Source organism: Chthoniobacter flavus Ellin428 (assembly GCF_000173075.1).
Lineage (GTDB): Bacteria > Verrucomicrobiota > Verrucomicrobiia > Chthoniobacterales > Chthoniobacteraceae > Chthoniobacter > Chthoniobacter flavus.
In genome coordinates this window covers 151,916-172,039 of sequence record NZ_ABVL01000014.1, presented here as the reverse complement: position 1 = coordinate 172,039, position 20,124 = coordinate 151,916, and the positions used below count along the sequence as shown (strand labels likewise).

17 protein-coding genes and 1 pseudogene are annotated in these 20,124 nt (G+C 62.1%); 11 read left to right on the top strand and 7 right to left on the bottom strand.

The window, feature by feature from the left end:
- The first annotated feature begins 91 nt into the window (after positions 1 to 91).
- Positions 92 to 1,333 carry a tetratricopeptide repeat protein gene (locus CFE428DRAFT_RS21100; protein ID WP_049975706.1) on the top strand — a complete coding sequence of 414 codons (1,242 nt, stop codon included), beginning with the start codon at positions 92 to 94 and terminating at the stop codon, positions 1,331 to 1,333.
- Between the two features lie 37 nt (positions 1,334 to 1,370).
- Here the strand turns inward: CFE428DRAFT_RS21100 and CFE428DRAFT_RS21095 are convergent, their stop codons facing one another.
- Entirely contained in the window at positions 1,371 to 1,673 is a 303-nt protein-coding gene (locus tag CFE428DRAFT_RS21095; RefSeq protein ID WP_131989484.1) for a hypothetical protein, read from the bottom strand.
- Positions 1,674 to 1,795: 122 nt separating this feature from the next.
- Between CFE428DRAFT_RS21095 and CFE428DRAFT_RS21090 the strand changes: the two genes are divergently transcribed.
- Positions 1,796 to 4,039, top strand: coding sequence for a redoxin family protein (locus tag CFE428DRAFT_RS21090; RefSeq protein ID WP_006981678.1), 2,244 nt, complete (start codon positions 1,796 to 1,798; stop codon positions 4,037 to 4,039).
- Between the two features lie 110 nt (positions 4,040 to 4,149).
- Here the strand turns inward: CFE428DRAFT_RS21090 and thpR are convergent, their stop codons facing one another.
- The 3 genes from thpR to CFE428DRAFT_RS21075 form a co-directional block, all read right to left on the bottom strand.
- Positions 4,150 to 4,689 carry an RNA 2',3'-cyclic phosphodiesterase gene (thpR, locus tag CFE428DRAFT_RS21085; RefSeq protein ID WP_006981677.1) on the bottom strand — a complete coding sequence of 180 codons (540 nt, stop codon included), beginning with the start codon at positions 4,687 to 4,689 and terminating at the stop codon, positions 4,150 to 4,152.
- Positions 4,690 to 4,850: 161 nt separating this feature from the next.
- A complete protein-coding gene (locus CFE428DRAFT_RS21080; RefSeq protein ID WP_131989485.1) occupies positions 4,851 to 5,276 on the bottom strand; it encodes a hypothetical protein in 426 nt (141 codons plus the stop codon).
- A gap of 72 nt (positions 5,277 to 5,348) precedes the next feature.
- Complete coding sequence (locus CFE428DRAFT_RS21075; RefSeq protein ID WP_237705538.1) at positions 5,349 to 6,230, bottom strand: LysR family transcriptional regulator; 882 nt, start codon at positions 6,228 to 6,230, stop codon at positions 5,349 to 5,351.
- An 85-nt stretch (positions 6,231 to 6,315) separates the two neighbouring features.
- Here CFE428DRAFT_RS21075 and CFE428DRAFT_RS21070 point away from each other — a divergent pair, with 85 nt between their 5' ends.
- From CFE428DRAFT_RS21070 to CFE428DRAFT_RS21055, 4 genes are all read left to right on the top strand, one after another.
- Positions 6,316 to 7,011, top strand: coding sequence for a pirin family protein (locus CFE428DRAFT_RS21070; RefSeq protein WP_042725485.1), 696 nt, complete (start codon positions 6,316 to 6,318; stop codon positions 7,009 to 7,011).
- 90 nt (positions 7,012 to 7,101) lie between these two features.
- Positions 7,102 to 7,701, top strand: coding sequence for an NAD(P)H:quinone oxidoreductase (gene wrbA, locus CFE428DRAFT_RS21065; RefSeq protein ID WP_006981673.1), 600 nt, complete (start codon positions 7,102 to 7,104; stop codon positions 7,699 to 7,701).
- A 148-nt stretch (positions 7,702 to 7,849) separates the two neighbouring features.
- On the top strand, positions 7,850 to 8,101 hold the full coding sequence (locus tag CFE428DRAFT_RS21060; RefSeq protein ID WP_006981672.1) for a hypothetical protein: 252 nt from the start codon (positions 7,850 to 7,852) through the stop codon (positions 8,099 to 8,101).
- A 21-nt stretch (positions 8,102 to 8,122) separates the two neighbouring features.
- Positions 8,123 to 8,668: a VOC family protein gene (locus CFE428DRAFT_RS21055; protein WP_006981671.1), complete on the top strand. Its 546-nt coding sequence runs from the start codon at positions 8,123 to 8,125 to the stop codon at positions 8,666 to 8,668.
- On the opposite strand, the gene CFE428DRAFT_RS21050 is transcribed toward CFE428DRAFT_RS21055, so the two are convergent.
- Entirely contained in the window at positions 8,665 to 9,774 is a 1,110-nt protein-coding gene (locus tag CFE428DRAFT_RS21050) for a cellulase family glycosylhydrolase (RefSeq protein WP_006981670.1), read from the bottom strand. The genes CFE428DRAFT_RS21055 and CFE428DRAFT_RS21050 overlap by 4 nt on opposite strands.
- Before the next feature lie 137 nt (positions 9,775 to 9,911).
- Between CFE428DRAFT_RS21050 and CFE428DRAFT_RS21045 the strand changes: the two genes are divergently transcribed.
- The gene (locus tag CFE428DRAFT_RS21045; RefSeq protein WP_006981669.1) at positions 9,912 to 10,334 is read left to right on the top strand and encodes an OsmC family protein; all 423 of its coding nucleotides are present in this window, start codon (positions 9,912 to 9,914) and stop codon (positions 10,332 to 10,334) included.
- A gap of 8 nt (positions 10,335 to 10,342) precedes the next feature.
- On the opposite strand, the gene CFE428DRAFT_RS34130 is transcribed toward CFE428DRAFT_RS21045, so the two are convergent.
- On the bottom strand, positions 10,343 to 12,046 hold the full coding sequence (locus tag CFE428DRAFT_RS34130; protein WP_006981668.1) for a transglutaminase-like domain-containing protein: 1,704 nt from the start codon (positions 12,044 to 12,046) through the stop codon (positions 10,343 to 10,345).
- 73 nt (positions 12,047 to 12,119) lie between these two features.
- Positions 12,120 to 12,480: pseudogene (locus CFE428DRAFT_RS41250) on the bottom strand (cupin domain-containing protein).
- A 504-nt stretch (positions 12,481 to 12,984) separates the two neighbouring features.
- Between CFE428DRAFT_RS41250 and CFE428DRAFT_RS21030 the strand changes: the two are divergent.
- The 4 genes from CFE428DRAFT_RS21030 to CFE428DRAFT_RS21015 all read left to right on the top strand — a co-directional run bounded on the left by CFE428DRAFT_RS21030 (position 12,985) and on the right by CFE428DRAFT_RS21015 (position 20,122).
- On the top strand, positions 12,985 to 14,061 hold the full coding sequence (locus tag CFE428DRAFT_RS21030) for an ADP-ribosylglycohydrolase family protein (RefSeq protein ID WP_006981665.1): 1,077 nt from the start codon (positions 12,985 to 12,987) through the stop codon (positions 14,059 to 14,061).
- 500 nt (positions 14,062 to 14,561) lie between these two features.
- Complete coding sequence (locus CFE428DRAFT_RS21025; RefSeq protein WP_006981664.1) at positions 14,562 to 16,217, top strand: arylsulfatase; 1,656 nt, start codon at positions 14,562 to 14,564, stop codon at positions 16,215 to 16,217.
- A gap of 54 nt (positions 16,218 to 16,271) precedes the next feature.
- The gene (locus CFE428DRAFT_RS21020) at positions 16,272 to 18,815 is read left to right on the top strand and encodes a DUF1592 domain-containing protein (RefSeq protein ID WP_006981663.1); all 2,544 of its coding nucleotides are present in this window, start codon (positions 16,272 to 16,274) and stop codon (positions 18,813 to 18,815) included.
- A complete protein-coding gene (locus CFE428DRAFT_RS21015) occupies positions 18,812 to 20,122 on the top strand; it encodes a DUF1552 domain-containing protein (RefSeq protein WP_006981662.1) in 1,311 nt (436 codons plus the stop codon). The genes CFE428DRAFT_RS21020 and CFE428DRAFT_RS21015 overlap by 4 nt, the downstream gene beginning before the upstream one ends.
- Positions 20,123 to 20,124: the final 2 nt, after the last annotated feature.

The window sequence follows — 20,124 nt, the reverse complement described above, 5'->3', positions numbered from 1 at the left end:
TGCAGACGAAGGCCGCCTCGCCCAGCGGCGGCAGTGGATTAATCGCGCCTACATCCTGGGCGCTGTCGCGCTGGTCGGCCTCGTCTGGGCGGTGCGTCATGATCATCGCGCGCCAGCCAAACCCGCCGTTCTGCGCGCCGCTGCGACACCGGCGCCGCAGGACGATGTCGCGATGGAAAAGACCGCGCTCCAGCTGCAGGAAAAAGGCGACTTTGCCGGCGCGGAACCGCTGCTGCGCCAGTGCCTCGCCGTCCGCGAACGCGCCCTCGGCCCCGAGCACATCGACACGCTCGCGGCGCTAAACAACCTCGCCAATCTACTGCACGACCGCGGCCAACTCGACGAGGCAGAGAAGCTCCATCGCCGCTGTCTGGAATTGCGCGAGAAGACCCTCGGGCCGGACCACCCGCACACGCTCGGCAGCCTCAACAATCTCGCCCTCGTGCTGCGCGCCAAGGGCGACTTCGCCGGCGCGGAACCGCTCTATCGCCGCGGGTGGACGACGATGCAGCGCGTCTCCGGCGAGGGCCATCCGGACACGCTCTCGATGCTCAACAACCTCGCCAATCTCCTCTCGGACATGGGCGATTATACCCGCGCCGAACCGCTCTACCGGCAACTCGTCGACCAGCTGCAGGTGAAGTTCGGCCCCGACGACCCGACCACGCTCGCCGGCGAAGGCAACCTCGCCAATCTCCTCCTCCGCAAAGGCAACTACATCGCCGCCGGTCCCGTCTATCAACGCTGCTATGACACGCGCGTGCGCGTGCAAGGCGCGGAACATCCCGAGACCCTGCTCGCGCTCGGCAATCTCGCGACCTACTACTTCGAAAGCGGAAACTACAGCGAAGCCGAAGCCGACTATCGCCGCTGTCTCGCGGGCCGGCAAAAGGCGCTCGGTCCCGATCATCCCGACACGCTCAACACCATGGACAACCTGGCTGGTGCGTTGCGCAAGGCGAACAAATTGCCCGAAGCCGAGACCGTCGCCCGCAATTGTCTCGCCGCCAGCGAGCGCACCCTCGGTGCTCAACACCCCGCCACTTGCAACAGCGCTTCGACACTCGCCGACATCCTCCGCGACAAGGGCGACACCGAAGGCGCCGTCGCGCTCTACGAACGCGCGCTCGCCGGCTTGCGCGAGTCGCCCGGCGCGACCCATCCCACGACCTTGAGCGTGCTCTACGAATACGCCGTCCTGCGCAAAGACCAGCGCCGGCTCCCGGAGGCCCGCCGCCTCGGCTACGAACTGCTCGCCGGCGCCCGCCGCTCCCTGTCCAAGGACAATCCCAGCCGATCCAAATACGAGCGCTTCGTCGAATCGCTGCGGTAGGATCGACCAACCGGCGGAATCACTGCACCCGCTGCGTTTACTTCGGCCGATTCTCCCACCACGATTCCATGGTTTCCTCACAATCGTCGAGGAACTGCTGATTCCTCGCCTCTTCATCCATATTGGCATATTGAGCGCGAAATATCGCCACCAGCGCCCCGACAAAGAGGAAGAAGTATTGTGCCTGGCTAATGAACACGTAGCGGACCATGTCGAGCAGCCCATCCCAGCCGAGCCAGGGACACCCGAATCCGATCTCGAGCAGGCCCATGCAAAGCAAAAACGCGACAAGGTATCCCCAGAAGAAGCCCCAAAGGGCGGTTCGGATAGTCTGTTTCACGGCCATCCATGAAGCACCTCCCGCGCCTGAAACCCTCCAGAGCGCGCAATCGATTCGTCTACTTTGTAACTTAATCCGCGCCGCAGCGTTCTATAAACCGAACTCCCACTCTCCTTTTGTCCATGCGCTTCCGTATTCCCCTTTCCAGCCTCGCCGCTTTCAGTGTCGCCGCCTTCCTGCTGCACGCGGCTGCGGCGGATGAAATCGAGGACAAGTTCAAGCAGTACGACACCAACCACGACGGCGTCCTCAGCGGCGATGAACTCAATGCCTCCCCGATCCTGCGCCAACTCGACCTCAACGGCGATGGCAAGGTCACGCTCGAGGAGGCGCGCGAAGCCCTGACCAAACTCAAACAAGCGGGTCAGGGACCAAAGGAAAAACTGCGCGAGGGCGGCGTCGGCAACGGTCGCATCGCCACCGAATTACTCTTCAAGCGGCTCGACAAAAACGGCGACGGCAAGCTCACGCCCGACGAATTGCCCGACAAGGCCTGGTTCGACAAACTCGATCTGAACCACGATGGCGTGGTCACATTGGAGGAAGCCCTCAAGGTGGTTGCCGAGTCGATTGCCCATCGCGGCTCCGATCGCGGCCTGCCCCAGACCACCACTTTCGCCGAGGCCGACATGGCGCCATTCAAGGAGCAACCGCAATTGCTCAAGACCGGTGAACGCGGCGTGGGCCGTCGAGTCGACGACCTCACCTTGAAGAACCTCGACGGCAGCAACGTGAAACTCGCGGCACCGAAGAGTGCCAGGGCCACGGTCGTCGCGCTGTTCAGCTCCAGTTGCCCAATCAGCAACAAGCTCGGACCCGAGCTGGCCCGCATCGAAAAAGAATACGCGGCGAAGAACGTCAGCTTCTTCCTCGTGAACATCGCCCCCGAAAGCAAAGTCGCGGAGGTGCGAAAATTCCTCACCGGATTCGGCCTGACATCACCCGCGCTCAACGACCCGGCGCAGGTTTTCGAGCGCTCCATCGGCGCCACGACTTCCACCGAAGTCTTCGTCCTCGATGCCGCGCGCACCCTCGTCTATCGCGGTGCGATCAACGACCAGTACGGACTCGGCTATTCCAAAAATGCGCCGGGGAAAAACTATCTGCGCGATGCCCTCGATGCCGTACTGCGCGATGCCGCTCCGCCGATTGCCGCCACGAGCGCCCCCGGCTGCGCCCTCGACCTTCCCAACACCCCGCAGCCCGCGCACACCACGCTCACCTATAACCACGACGTCAGCCGCATCCTGCAGGCGAATTGCGTAGGCTGCCATCGCGCGGATGGCATCGCTCCCTTTCCGCTGGATAACTATGCCGATGTCATCGAGCACGCGGGCATGATGAAGAAGCAGATCAATCGCGGCGCCATGCCGCCATGGTTCGCCGTCAAGGAACCCGGACAGGAACACGAATGGCTGAACGACCGCTCGCTCTCCGATATCGACAAGACCGACCTGCTCGCCTGGCTGAACTCTGATCGTCCCAAAGGCAACCCCGCCGATGCGCCGGTGCCGCATCATTTCTCGAAAGGCTGGATGATCGGCCAACCCGACGTGGTGTATCAAATCCCCCAGCCCATCCAGATCAAGGCCGAGGGCACGATGCCGTATCAAACCGCTGTCGTGGAAACGAACCTCACCGAAGACCGCTGGGTGCGCGGCTACGAGATCCAGCCCACCGATCGTGCCGTCGTGCATCATGTCATCGTCCGCGTGCATTCGAAAGGCGCGGGGCTGAAGGAGGCCGGTGACGGCCGCGACGGCTTCTTTGCCGCCTATGTGCCCGGCAATAGCTACCGTCTGCTGCCGGAGGGTTTCGCCAAGCTCCTGCCCGCCGGCTCGCGCATCAGCTTCCAGATTCACTACACGCCCAACGGCCACGCCACACAGGATCAGCTCAAGATCGGCCTGCTCTTCGCCGCGCAGCCGCCGCAGTACGAAGTCCACGTCGTGGGGATCGCCAAGCCCGGCATCAACATTCCGCCCGGGGACGCCAACCACGTGGAGACCAAAGATACCGTCATCCCGACGAACATGATGTTCATGAGCTTCATGCCGCACATGCACGTGCGCGGCAAATCCTTCACATACGAGGTCACCACGCCCGACGGGAAAACCGAAACCCTGCTCGACGTCCCGCACTACGATTTCAACTGGCAGATCCAGTATCAATACGCGCAGCCAAAATTCATCCCGGCCGGCAGCAAGGTGCGCATTACCGCCGTCTACGACAACAGCGCCAATAATCCGGCGAATCCCGACCCGAACAAGACGGTCCGCTGGGGCGAACAGACGAGCAACGAAATGATGATCGGTTACGTCGAGCACTTCACGCCTTACACGCCGAACAAGGTCGCGCAGAAGTAGCGGTGCAGTTCCTTAATCGTATTTCTTAATCCTTAATCCTTAATCCTCATTTCGATCGGGGTTAAGGATTAACGATCAAAGATTAAGGATTAAGGATTAAGGTTTAAGGTTTACTGCAGTTCCTGTCTCAACTCGACGGTGTAGATCGATCCTTCCGCCGTGAGCCGGCTGGAGAACAGCGTGAAGCTCGTCACCTTCCACAGGTCGAATTCCGATTCCTGGTAATCGCGCAAAAAGGGTTTCAGCGCCGCGCGCGAAACACCGCGCGCCCGACCGAGCGTGATGTGCGGATGAAACGGCTTCAAATCCGGGTCCAGTCCCGCATGCAACACCGCATCCTGGATGTGCTGATGCAGCGCAAACAAATGCGGATGCCCCTTCCCCACTCCCGCCCACACCACGGACGGCCGTTCACCGCCAAACGCCCCCACACCGGTGATCGGCAAAAAGAACGGCGACACCCGCACCTGTGCCAGGTTTCCCCGCAGTTGCTCCTCATGCTCCGCATCCACATCCCCGATGAAGCTCATCGTGAGATGCAACTGCTCCGGCGGCAACCAGCGCAGCCCCTTAATCTGCGGATCGAGCTTGCGAAAAAGGTGGCGGCTGCCCTCGGGCAGCTCCAGCCCGACAAAAAGACGTTTGAACACGGTTCAATATAACCTGTGTGCCCCGGCTGTCAGCACTGAGCGCATTCGATCGCGCCCCGAAGGGGCGCCTGCAGGGAAGGACACGCTCCGGCGTGCTCCCCATCTTTCTTCAGACGGCAGGAGATTGGGGATCGCGCAGGAGCGCGTACCTCCATGAAGACCTACCGCTTCGCCTTCACCTTCGACGGAGGCGTTGGCAGCAGCGCCGCCAACCGATTATCCGAGGTCACCGAAATTACTCGCCCGCGATTGATGATCATCCGCGTGTATTTCGCATCCGCGAAATTGCAGACGACCTTGTTCTCCGGCCCGAGGATCACTCGCCAGCCGACATTGCGGCCATGCATCTCGTCCACCGTCGCCACCCGCACGGGCGCCGTCATCGAGAGTTCCTCCGGCTTGATCGGATTCGGAGGAGAATATCGGCAATGCGCGTTCAGCCAGGCAGCGGCGATGGCCCTGTAATTGTCGGGTCGCGGCCCGCAATCATCGCTCGGCAGGAGCGGGGTCACGTCGGAAGTCGCGACGCAAGCCGCGAACAACCCAATGGGGAGGATCATCAAAAGACACTGTTGGACACGATTCATGGGGAACTCTTTCTCCGCGGGGTCTTAGCAAAAACACGGCGTGGCCTCCAAGCAACAAACGCAACCACCCCGTCATTTTTCTCCCGCCGCCTCGATGAACCTCTGCGCGGGCATCGATACGCCGGCCCGGCAGCAGACCGCTCCTACGATCACCGGCTCTATCGGCGGCTTGATCGGCACGATCTTCAGCCGCGGCCCGGCCATGCAGGCCATGGCATCCGGCACCAGCGCCACTCCGCGACCGACTTCCACCGCCGCAATGAGACTGGTGACGCTCTCGTGCTCCTCGGCAATCTCCGGCACGCGTCTCGTCGGCGCGAAGATCTTCGCCAGTGCGGCGTGATACTCCGGATAACCCGCACGGCTGTAGCCGATGAACGGCTCGCCCGCGATCTTCTCCAGCGTCAAGCCACGCTGCCGGGCAAAGCGATGCCCCGGCGCCACGGCCACGCACATGGGATACCGTTCCAGTTCGTGAAAGCGCAGCCCGCGCAATTGCCCCCCGCTGGGCGCGACCATGAGAGCCAGGTGCAAGCGTCCCTCCCGCAACCCGGCCAGCATTTCCTCGGTGGAGAGGTCGTGCAACGACACGCGCACACCCGGTAGCACCGTCTGAAACCGCCGCAAGGCCCGCGGCAGAATCTGCACGGTGAGCGAAGGCGCGTAGCCCACGTGCAATTCGCCACGCGTTCCTCCCGCCACCGCGCGCACCGCTTTCACCGCATCGTCCACGCGTTGCAACACCGCGCGCGCTTCCTCCAGAAACACCCGGCCCGCATCCGTGAGCCGCACGGATTTCGCCGTGCGCTCGAGCAGCGGCAGGTCGAGCTCATCCTCCAGGTCGCGAATTTGCCGGCTCACCGCCGGTTGCGCCACGCGCAGCTTCGCCGCCGCGCGGGTCACGTTCTCCTCCTCGGCCACAGCCACGAAATAGCGAAGATGTCGAAGTTCCATGAATGCGCCGAGCATGCCTTTTCGGCATCGTAAGGCAAGGAACATGGTATTTCCGCAGAACATTTCCCGGACGTATTCTCCCACCATGATTATCACCCGCAAAGCCAATGAGCGCGGCCATGCCGAACATGGCTGGCTCGATACCTACCACACTTTCAGTTTCGCGGATTACCATGACCCAAAGTGGATGGGTTTCCGCAGTCTGCGCGTCATCAACGACGACCTCGTGTTGCCGCGCGCCGGCTTCGGCATGCACCCGCATCGCGACATGGAAATCATCACCTACATCCTCAGCGGCCAACTGGCGCACCAGGATTCCATGGGGAACGGACGCGTCATCACGCCCGGCGAATTCCAATATATGAGCGCCGGCACCGGCGTGCTCCACAGCGAGCAGAACCCGTCCGGCACGGAAGCCGTCCACCTGCTGCAGATCTGGATCCAGCCCGATGCGAATGGCGTGACCCCGCACTATGCGGAGAAGTCGATGAAGGACGCCCAGACCGGCAAGCTGCACCTCATCACCAGCAAGACGGGCCGCGACGGCTCGATCGCCATCCACCAGGATGCCGATCTCTATCTCGGCAAGCTCGACGCGAATCAAAGCCTGACCCACACGCTCGCGCCGGGACGCCATGCCTGGCTGCATGTGGCCGAAGGTGAAGTCACGCTAAATGGCCAGACCTTGAGCGGCGGCGACGCCGTAGCCGTGGCTGATGAGAGCCAGCTCGATTTGCGCGGCCAAAAAGCCTCGCAGGTCCTGCTCTTCGACCTGAACTAAATCCTCACCCGCCCGCACCGCCGCTCCCGGTGGTGCGGGCGATTTCTTCTTCAACCCAAACCCATCCCACCACCCAACATCCAATACACCATGACCAAGCTCCTCGTTCTCTATTACTCCATGTACGGCCACGTCGAAACTCTCGCCAACTCGATCGCGGAAGGCGCACGCGGCGTCGACGGCGTGGAAGTGACCCTCAAGCGTGTCCCCGAGACCATGCCACCAGAAGTCGCCAAACAATACGGCGCCAAGCTCGATCAGAGTGCCCCGGTCGCCTCGCCCAAGGAACTTGGCGAGTACGACGCCATCATCTTCGGCAGCCCCACGCGCTTCGGCAACATGACCGCGCAGATGCGCAACTTCCTCGACCAAACCGGCCAGCTCTGGATGAGCGGCGCGCTCGTCGGCAAAGTCGGCAGCGTCTTCACCAGCACCGGCACGGGCGGTGGAAATGAGAGCACGATCATCAGCTTCGTCACCACCCTCATGCACCACGGCATGCTCTATGTGGGCCTGCCCTACGCCTGTCCAGAACTCGCCGACATCAGCGAAGTCAAGGGCGGCTCGCCGTGGGGCGCGGCCACCATCGCCGGCCCCGATGGCTCCCGCCAGCCGAGCGCCAAGGAACTCGCCATGGCCCGCTTCCAGGGTAAACACGTCGCCACCATCGCGGCGAAGCTTACACGCTAACCAACCTCATCAAACGAAGGACAAGTTATGAAAATCGCCGCAATCATCTGTCGCACCTTATTGGGGCTCATCTTTCTGGTGTTCGGCCTCAATCTCTACCTGCACTTCCTGAAAATGCCGCCACCGCAAGGCCCAGGCTGGCGCGTTCATGGGAGCTCTCTTCACCAGCGGCTATATTTACGTCGTAGCCGCATTTCAGGTGGTGGGAGGAGCGCTCCTGCTCATCGGCCGTTTCGTTCCAATCGGACTCACCTTGCTCGGTCCGGTCATCGTGAACATTCTCTGCTTCCACGCCTTCCTTGAACCCTCCGGACTGCCGCTGGCCATCGTGGTTGCCATCCTGTTCCTGGTAGTCTTCGCCTATCACCGGCAATCTTTTGCCGGCGTGTGGAAGGCCTGAGGACACGCTCTCGGTCACTCCATGAATCCGCCCGTCATCGATCCCCGTGTGCACATCGGCCATGTGCATTTGAAAGTGGCCGATCTCGAACGCTCGCTCGCCTTTTACCACGGCGTGCTCGGCTTCGAGGTTGCCCAGCGCATGGGGCGACAGGCGGCATTTCTCTCGGCGGGCGGTTATCATCATCACATCGGCTTGAATACTTGGGAAAGTGCCGGCGGTGCGCCCCCACCGCCCGGCACGACCGGCCTCTATCACACCGCGATTCTCTATCCCACCCGCGCCCAACTCGCCGACGCCCTGCGGCGCGTGATGCGGGCCGGCATCCCACTCGAAGGCGCCGCCGACCACGGCGTGAGCGAGGCAATCTATCTGCGCGACCCCGATGACAACGGCGTGGAACTCTACTGGGACCGCCCACGCGAAGAGTGGCCGCGCGACGGGCAAGGCAGCCTCGCCATGTTCAGCCATCCGCTCGACCTTCGTCAGTTGTTGGAAGCCGGCAACGAAACGACGGCGTCGGCTGCCAATGCGGGCCATGAACGAGAACAGGCCGGTCGCGTTTAGTTCCCGGCGGAAAACCCCGGGGTGAGTTTCACGAAGAGCCGCAGCCACTCGCGATACGCGGCTTCCTTCGCGGTCATTTTTCCCGCCTTCTCCAAGGCATCGATTTCCGTCAACGATTGCCCATCGTAATGCCCGATCCAGCCGCAGGCGAGCTCCCGCGAGTCGCGCAGGAATTTCTCCAGTTGCGGCACACCGCAGCTCAACGGAAACGTCTCCTCGATCACCACCGGTTTCCCCACGGCGAAATGCTGCAAACATTCCATCGCTTCGTCGGGAAGCTTCGCATCGGGATAAATGTGCACGCAGAGAAAATCGAGTTCCGGCGCGATCTTCTCCGGCAGGAATCCGGAGAGAAAATGCCACTGCCGCGACCACGGCAGCGAACCCACGGTGATCAACGCATGGGCATCCGCCGGGCGAATCGCAGCGCTCATCTGCCGGATCCACGCCACCGGGATGTCCTCGCGCTTTCGCCCCGCGGGATCGAGCGCAATGCATTGCAGGAAATCATATCCACCCAAGGAACTGCCCGAGCGCCATTGCCCCGGCTCGCGCTTCCCTCCCGGTGAAAGCGGCTCGTTGATCAAGTCGTAGCAAAAGACCGCGGTGCTCGTCGCGCCCACCTCGGCAATCGCTTTCCAAAAGCGCGCCTGAGCCGCCCAGCGCGCCGGTTCATCCAGCGCATCGTACCACCCGGGCGTGTCCGCCGGTCGATAACAGGCAAGCCCCGTGACATCGAGCCGCAGACCCGTGGCCTCGGCCAATCGCAGCAGCCGCGCGAATTGCGCCAGCCCATGTCGATCCGCCTCCGTCGGCGAGCGCATGTATTTGCCGAACTGCAAATGCACCCGCACCACATTTGCGCCCATCTCACGCAGCTTTTGAAAATCGTTGGCCAGCGTCTGCCAATCCGTGTCCCAGAAATCCTCCATCAGCCGTCCGTCGTTGCCATAGTTCATCCCCCATGGGTGAAAGGCCTGCTGCGTCCCCTCCAGGATAAATCCACGCTTGTCTTCAGCGACCACGACTCGCGGCAAATCCGCCGCGCGGCAGCCAGTGGCGCACATCCCCAGCAGCACAAGGACGAGAAGGAATCGCCGTGTCATACTCCCGATTCATGCCCGGGTTCGGCTGCCGCGCAACGCCGAAAGCACATCATCCAGAAAGTAAAATAACTGCGTCCGCAGAACTGACACCCTGCGAATGGAGAAAGCGACTGCTCTTCACCCTCACCCACACACCCATGAAATACAAATCCTCCGCAGTTTGGAAAGGCAGCCTCAAGGAAGGCAGCGGCACCATGTCCACCGGTTCCGGTGCGCTCGTCGATAAAGCCTACTCGTTCCGCACGCGCTTCGAAGGCGAGCCGGGCACGAACCCCGAGGAACTCATCGGCGCCGCGCACGCTGGCTGTTTTTCCATGGCGCTGTCGAATATCCTCGGCCAGGCCGGATTTACGCCGGAGAAGATCGAGACCACCGCGACCGTCACCCTCGAGCAGAAGGATGGCAGCTTCGCCGTCACCTCCAGCCATCTCGACGTGCGCGCCTCGGTGCCGGGTGCGAGCGCGGAAGCTTTCCACGAAGCCGCGACCAAGGCCAAGGGCGGCTGCCCGATCTCCAAGCTGCTCAACGCGCACATCACCATGGACGCGCAGCTGGTGTAGACAGCGGCCTATTGCTTTTCCTGCTGCACCGTCCACAGATCCTCGAACCGGCTGTTGTCGCCATTCCCGCGACCACGCCACCAGTAGAGAACCCCCTGGATCAGCGGCACCTTCTGCGGGCCGCTGACGAACGAATTCACCACCATATCTTCGTCCATGACGAAGGCCACGTGATCGCCGTGGTCGTGCCCGAAGAAAGTGTTCTCGCCATCCGGATCGCTGAGCGCGCTCGCGCCATCCACCGGCACCCAGCCGACACCATGGGCGAAGAACTCCGCCTTCACATGCCAGTTCCCGTAATCGCCGGTCTTGTTCCCCGGCTTCTGCGATGACGCCCAGCGCCCGCCGAGCAACCGCGTCGGAATGCCATTCGCCCGCATCACGCCGGTGAAAAGCGCGGACAGCCCGCCGCAATCGCTCTTCCCCGTGGTGCAGACTTGGGTCGCGGTATGATTCTCCGTCGGCCACTGGTAGGTATTGTGATGCACGATGAAGGCGAACACGCGATGCGCAAAAACCAACTCGCTCTCGCTCGCCGCGCGCGTCAGGCCATTGCGTTGCACCCAGTTCCGAAAGGCCGCGGTCTCGATATCGCTGGTGGGCGACACGCGGGTGAAATACTGCGCCTGCTCGGGCAAAAGCTCCTTCACCACCGGCACCGTCTGACCGGCCCCGAGCACCCGCAGCTGCCGCGAATACAACGTGCCATCGATGGTCAGCACCGTGCGCACTTCCTTGCGGTGATCGGTGAGCCGCGTGAGAAAGAGCGGACGCTTCAGCGCACTTTCGTCGCGCACGATCTGCCCCGCCGGTTCGAAAGTCGTCTTCATCTCCCGCTGGCTCGGTAGATTGGGAAACTCCGGCGCGTAGAGATACCATTCGTCGACCTGCCCATTGGGCAGCGCGATATCCGTGCTCAGGGTCGCGTGAATATGACGCGCCGGCTTCTCCTCGAGCACATAAGTCGCCTTCGGATCAAACCGCGCTCCCATCGCAAAGGCAATCGCCCGCGGCGTGCCCGTCTTCTGCTGCTCGACCAACCGCTGGAATGCATCGTCCGGAATATTCCCCGCGTAAAATCCACCCTTGTCGAAGAAAAAGACCCAGCCCGTACCACCCGAGAAGGAGACCGTTTCCAATTCGCTACCGTGCCCGGAGACCTCCTGGATTTTCTTGAAACAATCCCCCGGTATGTCGCGCGTCACATAGCTATTCCTCCCGTGGAAAAGACACCAGCCGCCGCCGGGAGCAAAGGCAAACCACTTCAGCGCGCCGCCGGAGTTCGCTACCTGCTCGATCGCCTTTACCGCCTCCGCCGGGATGCTTTCATAGGCGTAGCCGTTGAGGTCGTAGAACACCACCCAGCCGCCATTCGGCGCAAACGCCACGCACTTGAAAGTGTGCGCGCCGGACTGCAATTCGGTGAGCTTCTTGCAAGCGTGCAGGTTGACATCGCTCGTCCAGTAACCATTGCCGCCGAAGAGCACCACCCAATCGCCCGACGGCGCAAAAGCGACGTCGTTCAATTTCATCTTCTGATCGGCGACTTCCTTCGCCTTCACCGAGGCGCCGTTTTGCAAATCATCGGTCCACCAGCCATTGAAATCGCGCAACGCAATCCACGCCGCCGATGCGGGCATAGCAAGAGTGAAGATCGCGCAGACGAAACCGATCGCCATGCGCATGCGAACCGAGCGGAGAGCGGTGTTCATTCGGAGGGAGCTAATGACTTCGCCCCCGCGAAGTCAATCCGGAGGCACGCGCAGGAGCGCATCCCTCCGGCATTCACGCGTCGCGATGCACGCTGTCCGGCGAAAACGCCGGCAGGCACACGGCGATGTATTCCGCGCCATCCGGATGCGGTGTGCTATAGCGCACCCACTCACCAGCATGAGTGATCACCGCCTGCCCCGCACCGACATCAAGTGCCGGCGTGCGACTCCACGCGCAGCGAACCCGCAAGCACCACAGTGTATTCATCGAACTCCGGCGTCTGCCCCGGCTCGACCCAACCCGAGGGACTGCGCATCCGCGCCACGCTCACCTGTGACGTATCCGAATTCACGCGTCCGATGAATTCCTGGATGATCTTCGGCTTGTTCCCCGCCGCTTCGATCTGCGTCGGCTTCTCAATCAACGTAGGCATAGACGCCGATTCAATCAGCCACTGGCTACGCGCTGCCAGCCGCAATTCAAGGAGGATTGAAACGCCAGGATGCTGAGGAAAACGTATGGGAGATCGGAGCCCGATTTTAACGCGGAGAACGCAGCGCTGCCGAGCCGCAACCAAGGACCCACCCATTTAAACGCAGAGGGCCCCAGCGCAGCGAGCCGCAACCAAACGGTTTTCGACTGAGGAGGAGATCAACCACGGATTACTCGGATTTCACGGATTAAAGAATCCGCGGCGACCTCTAATCCGTGAAATCTGTGAAATCCGTGGTCAAAAAAATTTCCGCAAGCTGCGTACACTTTTCAGGTTAGCGCTGCAGAGGAAGAAGATGAACCTCAATGACGAATAATCCCGTCGTTTTCCAATTTTTAAACTTCCGCACATCTGCCATCTCCTCGAAAAGCGATCCAGCCCGCGAATCGCGCTCACCCACGCGCGGCGTCCCACTTTCCACCTTCACTTTTACTTTTCACTCCCATGTCTTCCTCCACTCTCTCCGATCGTGCCGCCGGTGCCGTCATGGGCGCACTCATTGGCGAAGCCCTCGGTGTCGGCCCGCATTGGTATTACGACCTCGCCGAACTGCGTCGCGACCACGGGTCGTGGATCACCGATTACACCACGCCCAAGCCCGGGCGCTATCACGACGGACTGAAAGCCGGCGCGCTTTCGCAAGCCGGCATCATTCTCGTCATGCTCCTGCACTCGGTCGTCGAGCAGGGCGGCTACGATGAAGCGGATTTCTGCCGCCGTCTCGATGAAGACCTCTTCCCGCAACTCGACGGCACACCGAAGAATGGCCCCGGCGGCTACACCAGCCAGTCCATTCGCGAGGCGTGGAAAAAGCGGGTGAAGGAAGGCGCCTCCTGGCGCGAGACCGGCGGACAAGCCGACACCACCGAAGCCATCGAACGTGCCCTCGTCCTCGGCGCCCGCTACGCGCTCGATCCGAAGCGACTCGCCGAAACCGTCAGTGCCAATTGCCTTCTCACACAGAGCGACGAAGCGATCGTCGCCATGAGCACTGCCTACTGCTGCGTGCTCGGCCAGCTCGTCGCCGGCGAACGTCTCGACGAACAGCTTTCCGACAAACTCATGGACCTCGTGAAATCCCGCGCGCTCCCCTTTCACGCCGTCACCTCCGGCCATTTGCAGCCACCCAAATCTGACGCCGAACCCGCCCGCGCCGGACACTTCTCCTCACCCGACGCCCTGCTCACGCCGTCCTACATCGCCGAGGCCGCGGGCGATCCCGACGTCCAGATCGAGCCCGCGTGGAAAGTCTCCATCGTCTATGGCATGCCCTGCGCGGTCTATCATCAGCTCCCGGCCGCCTACTATCTCGCCACGCGTTTCCGCGACGACTTCGAATCCGCCGTCCTGCACGCCATCAACGGCGGCGGCCAGAATCAAGCCCGCGCCATGCTCACCGGCGCCCTGGTCGGCGCCCAAGTCGGCCTCGCCGGCATCCCGCAGCGTTTCCTCGACGGCCTGGAAGATTCCGCCGAACTGCTCAAGCTCGCGCGAGAGCTCGGTCGGACAGCGGGGCAGTAATTTTTTGAAACGCAAAGACGCAGAGAAGGAGCAGAGAATAGGCGACATTTCCGACGTTCGTCACTGGTTCTTGCGCGACGGGATCATTCGTCATTCGTCATTCGTCATTTCGGCCGTCAGCCCCCCTCCGCGTCTCTGCAGTGCTAACCATGAAAATGTCCGCACGACGCGTAGAAATTTTGGCCCGCGAATCACGCGAATGACACGAATAGGGGCAGATCATTCGCGTCATTCGGGTGATTCGCGGGTCACTTTCCCTTCCCTGTCTTTTCGAAGGTTCGTGGCTCCCCTTTTGGTGGCGGCTCTGCCGCGCTGCGTCTCTGCGTTTTAAAACACCCTCCTCGACGATCCTCCGCGTTCTCCGCGCCATCCGCGTTTAAGTGAGCCCTGCCATCGAGAACCGAGTTGCCCTAATAAAGCCTCCGCGATTTCCTTGTTTCCCATGCGGTTCGCGAAAATTGCGCAACCGCGCGGATTCCTGCCAGTTTTACCCCAAGCCTATGTTCTCCCCTTCGAAGCTCTTCCGGTCCTTCGCTGTCGCCTGTCTCCTCTTCGCCGCGGCCGCCTTCTCCCACGCCGCCTCCGCGAAGCCCAACATCCTCATCATCCTCGCCGATGACATGGGCTTCTCCGATGCCGGCTGCTACGGCGGCGAAGTGCAGACGCCGAATCTCGACGCCCTCGCGAAAGACGGCCTGCGCTTCACCCAATTCTACAACACCGCACGCTGCTGGCCTTCGCGCGGCGCGCTCCTCACCGGCTATTATGCACAGGAGATCCGGCGCGACACCGTGCCCGGCGTGCTCAGCGGCGGCCGCGGCATTCGTCCCGGCTGGGCGAAGCTCCTGCCCGAGATGCTCAAGACGCAGGGCTATCGCACCTATCACTCCGGCAAATGGCACGTGGACGGCAAACCGCTGCAGAACGGCTTCGACCATTCCTACGACATCGAGGACCACAACCGGAACTTCAATCCCACGCTCATCTTCGAGGACGACCAAAAGCTGCCGCCGGTCAAGCCCGACAGCGGTTACTACACCAGCACCGCCTACGCCGATCACGCCATCAAGTGCCTCAAGGAACACGCCGAGAAATATTCGGATCAGCCCTTCTTCGAATATCTCGCCTTCACCGTGCCGCACTTCCCGTTGCAAGCTCCGGCACAAGACATCGCCAAATACCGCGACCGCTTCCGCAAGGGCTGGGACGAAATGCGCGTCGAACGCTGGCAGCGTCTGAAAGACATGGGCATCGTCGATTGCGCACTCTCGCCCATCGAGCGCAGCCTCGGCCCGCCGTATGCCTTCCCGAAGGATGTCGCCCTGCTCGGGCCCGGTGAAGTCGATCGCCCCGTGCCGTGGGACACGCTCACCGATGTGCAGAAAGATTTCCAGGCGACGAAGATGGCCATCCACGCCGCCATGGTCGACCGCATGGACCAGGAAATCGGCCGCGTGCTCGCGCAGATCAAGACCATGGGCCAGTACGAAAACACCATCATCCTCTTCCTCTCCGATAATGGTGCCAGCGCGGAGATGATGGTGCGCGGCGACGGCCACGACCCGAGTGCGCCGATGGGTTCAGCGAAGACCTTTCTCTGCCTCGGCCCCGGCTTCTCCAGCCTCGCAAATACGCCCTTCCGCCGTCACAAGACCTGGACACACGAAGGCGGCATCGCCACGCCGTTCATCGTCCATTGGTCGAAAGGCATCGCCACCCACGGCGAACTGCGGCACACGCCCAGTCATCTGGTGGATGTCGTGCCGACCTTGATGGAACTCGCCGGCGGAAAACCCTTCGACACGTGGGAAGGCCAACCCGTGCCGCCGCGCCCCGGCAAGAGTCTCGTTCCCGCGCTCGCCAAGGATGTGACCATCCCGCGCCAATCCATCTGGTGGCAACACGAAGGCAACCGCGCGTTGCGCATGGGCGATTGGAAGATCGTCGCCTCGGGCGAGAAGAGTCCGTGGGAACTGTATGATCTCAGCAAGGATCGCGGTGAACAAAACGACCTCGCCAGTTCGCAACCCGAGAAGCTCAAGGAATTGGTCGCCGAGTGGGAAAAGGAAACGGGCGAATATCGCGCCCTCGCATTGAAAGACGCAACGCCGGAGATGAAAGCCAAGGGCGCGCCGAAGAAGAAAGAAGCGGATTAACGCAAGAATACCGGAACTAAGAAACCCTCCCCCATCGCATTGTCTCTCAGTCACATGAAGCATCTCCCAGCCTCTCTCCTCCTGCTCTCCGCCACCACCGTTTGGGCGGCGGTTCAGCCGGCCCGACCGGGCCAGGATTTTATGGAGAATCGCTGCTACGACTGCCACGACTCGGAGACGAAGAAGGGCAACCTCGACCTCACGGCCCTTCCCTTCTATCTCGACGATCCGAAGGTCTTCGCGGAGTGGGTGAAGGTGCACGATCGGGTGCGCGACGGTGAGATGCCGCCGAAGAAAAAAGCCCAGCCTGATCCGGCTGAACGTGACGCTTTTCTCAAGACCCTCGGCACACCAATGATCGCCGCGGACGAGACGCGCGCTGCCAAGGAAGGCCGCGCCACGCAGCGCCGGCTGAATCGCTACGAATACGAAAACACTCTGCGCGATCTGCTGCATGCCCCGTGGTTGCAAATCAAGGAAATGCTGCCCGAGGATGGCGAGGCCTATCGCTTTAACAAAGTCGGCGAAGCGCTCGACATCTCGCATGTCCAGATGTCGCGCTATCTCTCCGCCGCGGATTACGCGCTGCGCCAGGTCATGGCTTCGCAAGTCTCGCGGCCACCGACGACCACGGTGCGCTACTATGCGCGCGACCAACGCGTCTTCGCCGCGAAGATGAAGTTCAGCGTGTTCAACAAAAGCCCCGAGCGTGCAACTTTCCCGCTCATCGGCAACCAGGCGCAACCCGACGTGCGCGCCGGCAAGGCGCCGATCAGCGACCCCGCAAAGAAGGACGAGGAAGCGATGGGCGTGGTGGCGAGCAGTTACGAGCCGATCGAGCTGCGCTTCGATAAATTCAAGGCGCCGGCCGCGGGCTATTACAAACTGCGCTTCAGCGCCTACTCCGTCTGGGTCGGCCCCGGCCCCGCGCCCAAATGGTGGCGCCCGGATCTCGACAAGGTTTCCGCCGGCCGGCGCCCGGAGCCGATCACCATTTACTCGGAAACGCCGCCCCGGCTGCTCCGCCTGCTCGGCAGTTTCGACGTCAATCCCGATCCCACCGTGCGCGAGATCGATACCTGGCTGCTCTCCGGCGAAAGCATCCGACCGGATGCCGCGCGGTTGTTTCGTTCGCGTCCGCCGAATTACCACAACCCGCTCGCGCAGGAAGACGGCCAACCCGCCGTGGCCTTCCGCTGGATGGAAGTGGAGGGACCGATTTACGATCAGTGGCCCAGTGCCGGCCATAAGCTGCTCTTTGGCAACCTGCCCTTGAAGCCCGGCAAGAATGGCAGCGTGGAGGTCGTCTCGAACAACCCGGCCAAGGACGCCGACCGATTGATGCGCGCCTTTCTCCAGCAGGCTTATCGCGAACCGGCAACCGAGGAGGACGTGCAGCGCTTTCTCGGGATCGTCAATGGCGCGCTCAAGTCCGGCAGCAGTTTTGCCGATGCCATGATTGCCGGTTACTCCGGCGTGCTCTGCTCGCCCTCTTTCATCTGCCTCGAGGAAAAGCCCGGCAAACTCGACGACCGCGCGCTCGCCTCGCGTCTCGCCTATTTCCTGTGGAACTCCGAGCCCGACGCGCAATTGCGTGCTCTGGCGCTGAACAACGAACTGCACAAGCCCGACGTGCTGCACGCGCAGACCGCCCGCATGATCGCCGACCCGAAGTCGCGCCGCTTCGTCGATGCCTTCCTCGACTACTGGCTCGACCTGCGCAAGGCCAACGCGACCGCTCCCGACGCGAGTCTTTATCCGGATTACTATCTCGACGACTTGCTCGTCGAATCCGCTACTTCGGAAACACAGCTCTTTTTCAATGAATTGCTCCGCAACGATCTGCCCGCGCGCAATATCGTCTCGTCGGATTTCGCGATGCTCAATGAGCGTCTCGCCAAACACTACGACATTCCGAATGTCGATGGCGTGAACCTGCGCCGCGTGGCCCTGCCCGCGGATAGCGTGCGCGGCGGTCTCCTCACCCAGGCCAGCGTGCTCAAGGTCACGGCCAATGGCACGACGACCTCGCCCGTGGTGCGCGGCGCGTGGGTCATGGAACGCATCCTCGGTTGCCCACCGCCACCGCCGCCTCCGAAAGTGCCATCCATCGATCCGGACACGCGCGGCGCCACGACCATCCGCGAGCAACTCGAGAAGCATCGCAGCCTCCAGTCGTGCGCCACCTGTCATGCGAAGATCGATCCCGCCGGTTTCGCGCTGGAGAATTTCGACGTCTTCGGCGGCTGGCGCGATCACTACCGCGCCATGGGCGATGGCGAGCACGTGAAGGGCTTCGGCAAGAATGGCCAGGCTTTCGCTTATCACCAAGGCCCGGCCGTCGACGCCAGCGGCAACCTGCCGGATGGCCGCGCCTTCGCCGACATTCGCGGACTCAAGAAGCTGCTCCTCGCCGATGAGCGGCTGATCGCGCGCAATCTCGCCAGGCAACTTGTGGTTTACGCCACGGGAGCGCCGGTGCGTTTCGGCGACCGCCCACAGGTGGAGCAGATCCTCGATCAAACCAAAGCCAAAGACTACGGTGTGCAATCGCTCGTGATGGCCATCGTGCAAAGCGACCTCTTCCAAAACAAATGAACCCGAGTTCCTATATCTCCACCAAGCGTGTTTGTTCCCGGCGTCAGTTTCTGCGCGGCACCGGCGTGGTCCTCGCCCTGCCTTTTCTCGAGGCGATGATGCCCGCCTTTGCCCGCGAGGCCAAAGTGCTGCCCCCACGCCGCATGCTCGCCGTTTGCAATAACCTCGGCCTCGTGCCGGAGAAGTTTTTCCCCGAGCAGGCCGGGCGCGATTACGCCCTCTCGCCCTATCTCCAGGAACTGAGCGAGCACCGCAATGAGTTCACGGTTTTCAGCGGCGTGTCGCATCCCGATGTGGATGGCGGGCATCCGGCGGACAACTGCTTCCTCACCGCCGCGCCGCATCCGGGCAGCGGCGGCTTCCGCAATACCATCTCGCTCGATCAATACGCCGCGGAGCGCATCGGCAATCTCACCCGTGTTCCCTCCCTCACGCTCGGCGTGAATGTGCAGCAGGGCCAGCGCAGCCTTTCGTGGACCGGCACCGGCGCGCTCATTCCCTGCGAGGAAAAGCCGTCGGAAGTTTTCAAGCGACTCTTTCTCAACGGCACGCCGCAACAGGTCGCGGCACAGGAGCGCAAGCTGGCTCTCGGGCAGAGCATCATGGACGCCGTGGCCGGTCAGGCGAAGAGTCTGCAGCGCGATGTGGGCCCGCGCGATCGCGAACGGCTCGACCAGTATTTCACCGGCGTGCGCGATCTCGAGAAGCGTCTCGGCGATGCGCGCGCCTGGGAACGCAAGCCGAAGCCGGTGGTGAACGCCGCCATCCCGAAGGATCCCGAGAGCCCGCGCGAATACATGGACAAGGTCCGGCTGATGTACGACATGGCGCGGCTGGCGTTCGAGAACGATTCCACACGTCTGGTCACGCTCATGCTCGATAGCGTGAACTCACCGGCCATCGAGGTCGAAGGACAGAACACGACGGACGGGTATCACAACCTCTCGCATCACGGGAAATCGCCGACCAAGCTGGCGCAGCTCGAGATGATCGATCGCGAGCACATGAAGCTGCTCGGCACACTCTTCGGCGAACTCAAGACCGCCCACGAAGGGGCGGACCGTCTGCTCGATCGCACGATGATCCTCTACGGCAGCAACCTCGGCAACGCCAACACCCACGTGACGACGAACCTCCCCGTGCTCTTCGCCGGCGGCGGTTTCAAGCACGGCCAGCACCTGCTCTTCGATCGCGAGCGTAACTATCCGTTGCCCAACCTCTTTGTCTCCATGCTCCAACGCCTCGGCATCGAAGCCAACAAATTCGCCTCGAGCACGGGCACGATGAAGGGACTGGAGATCGCGTAGGT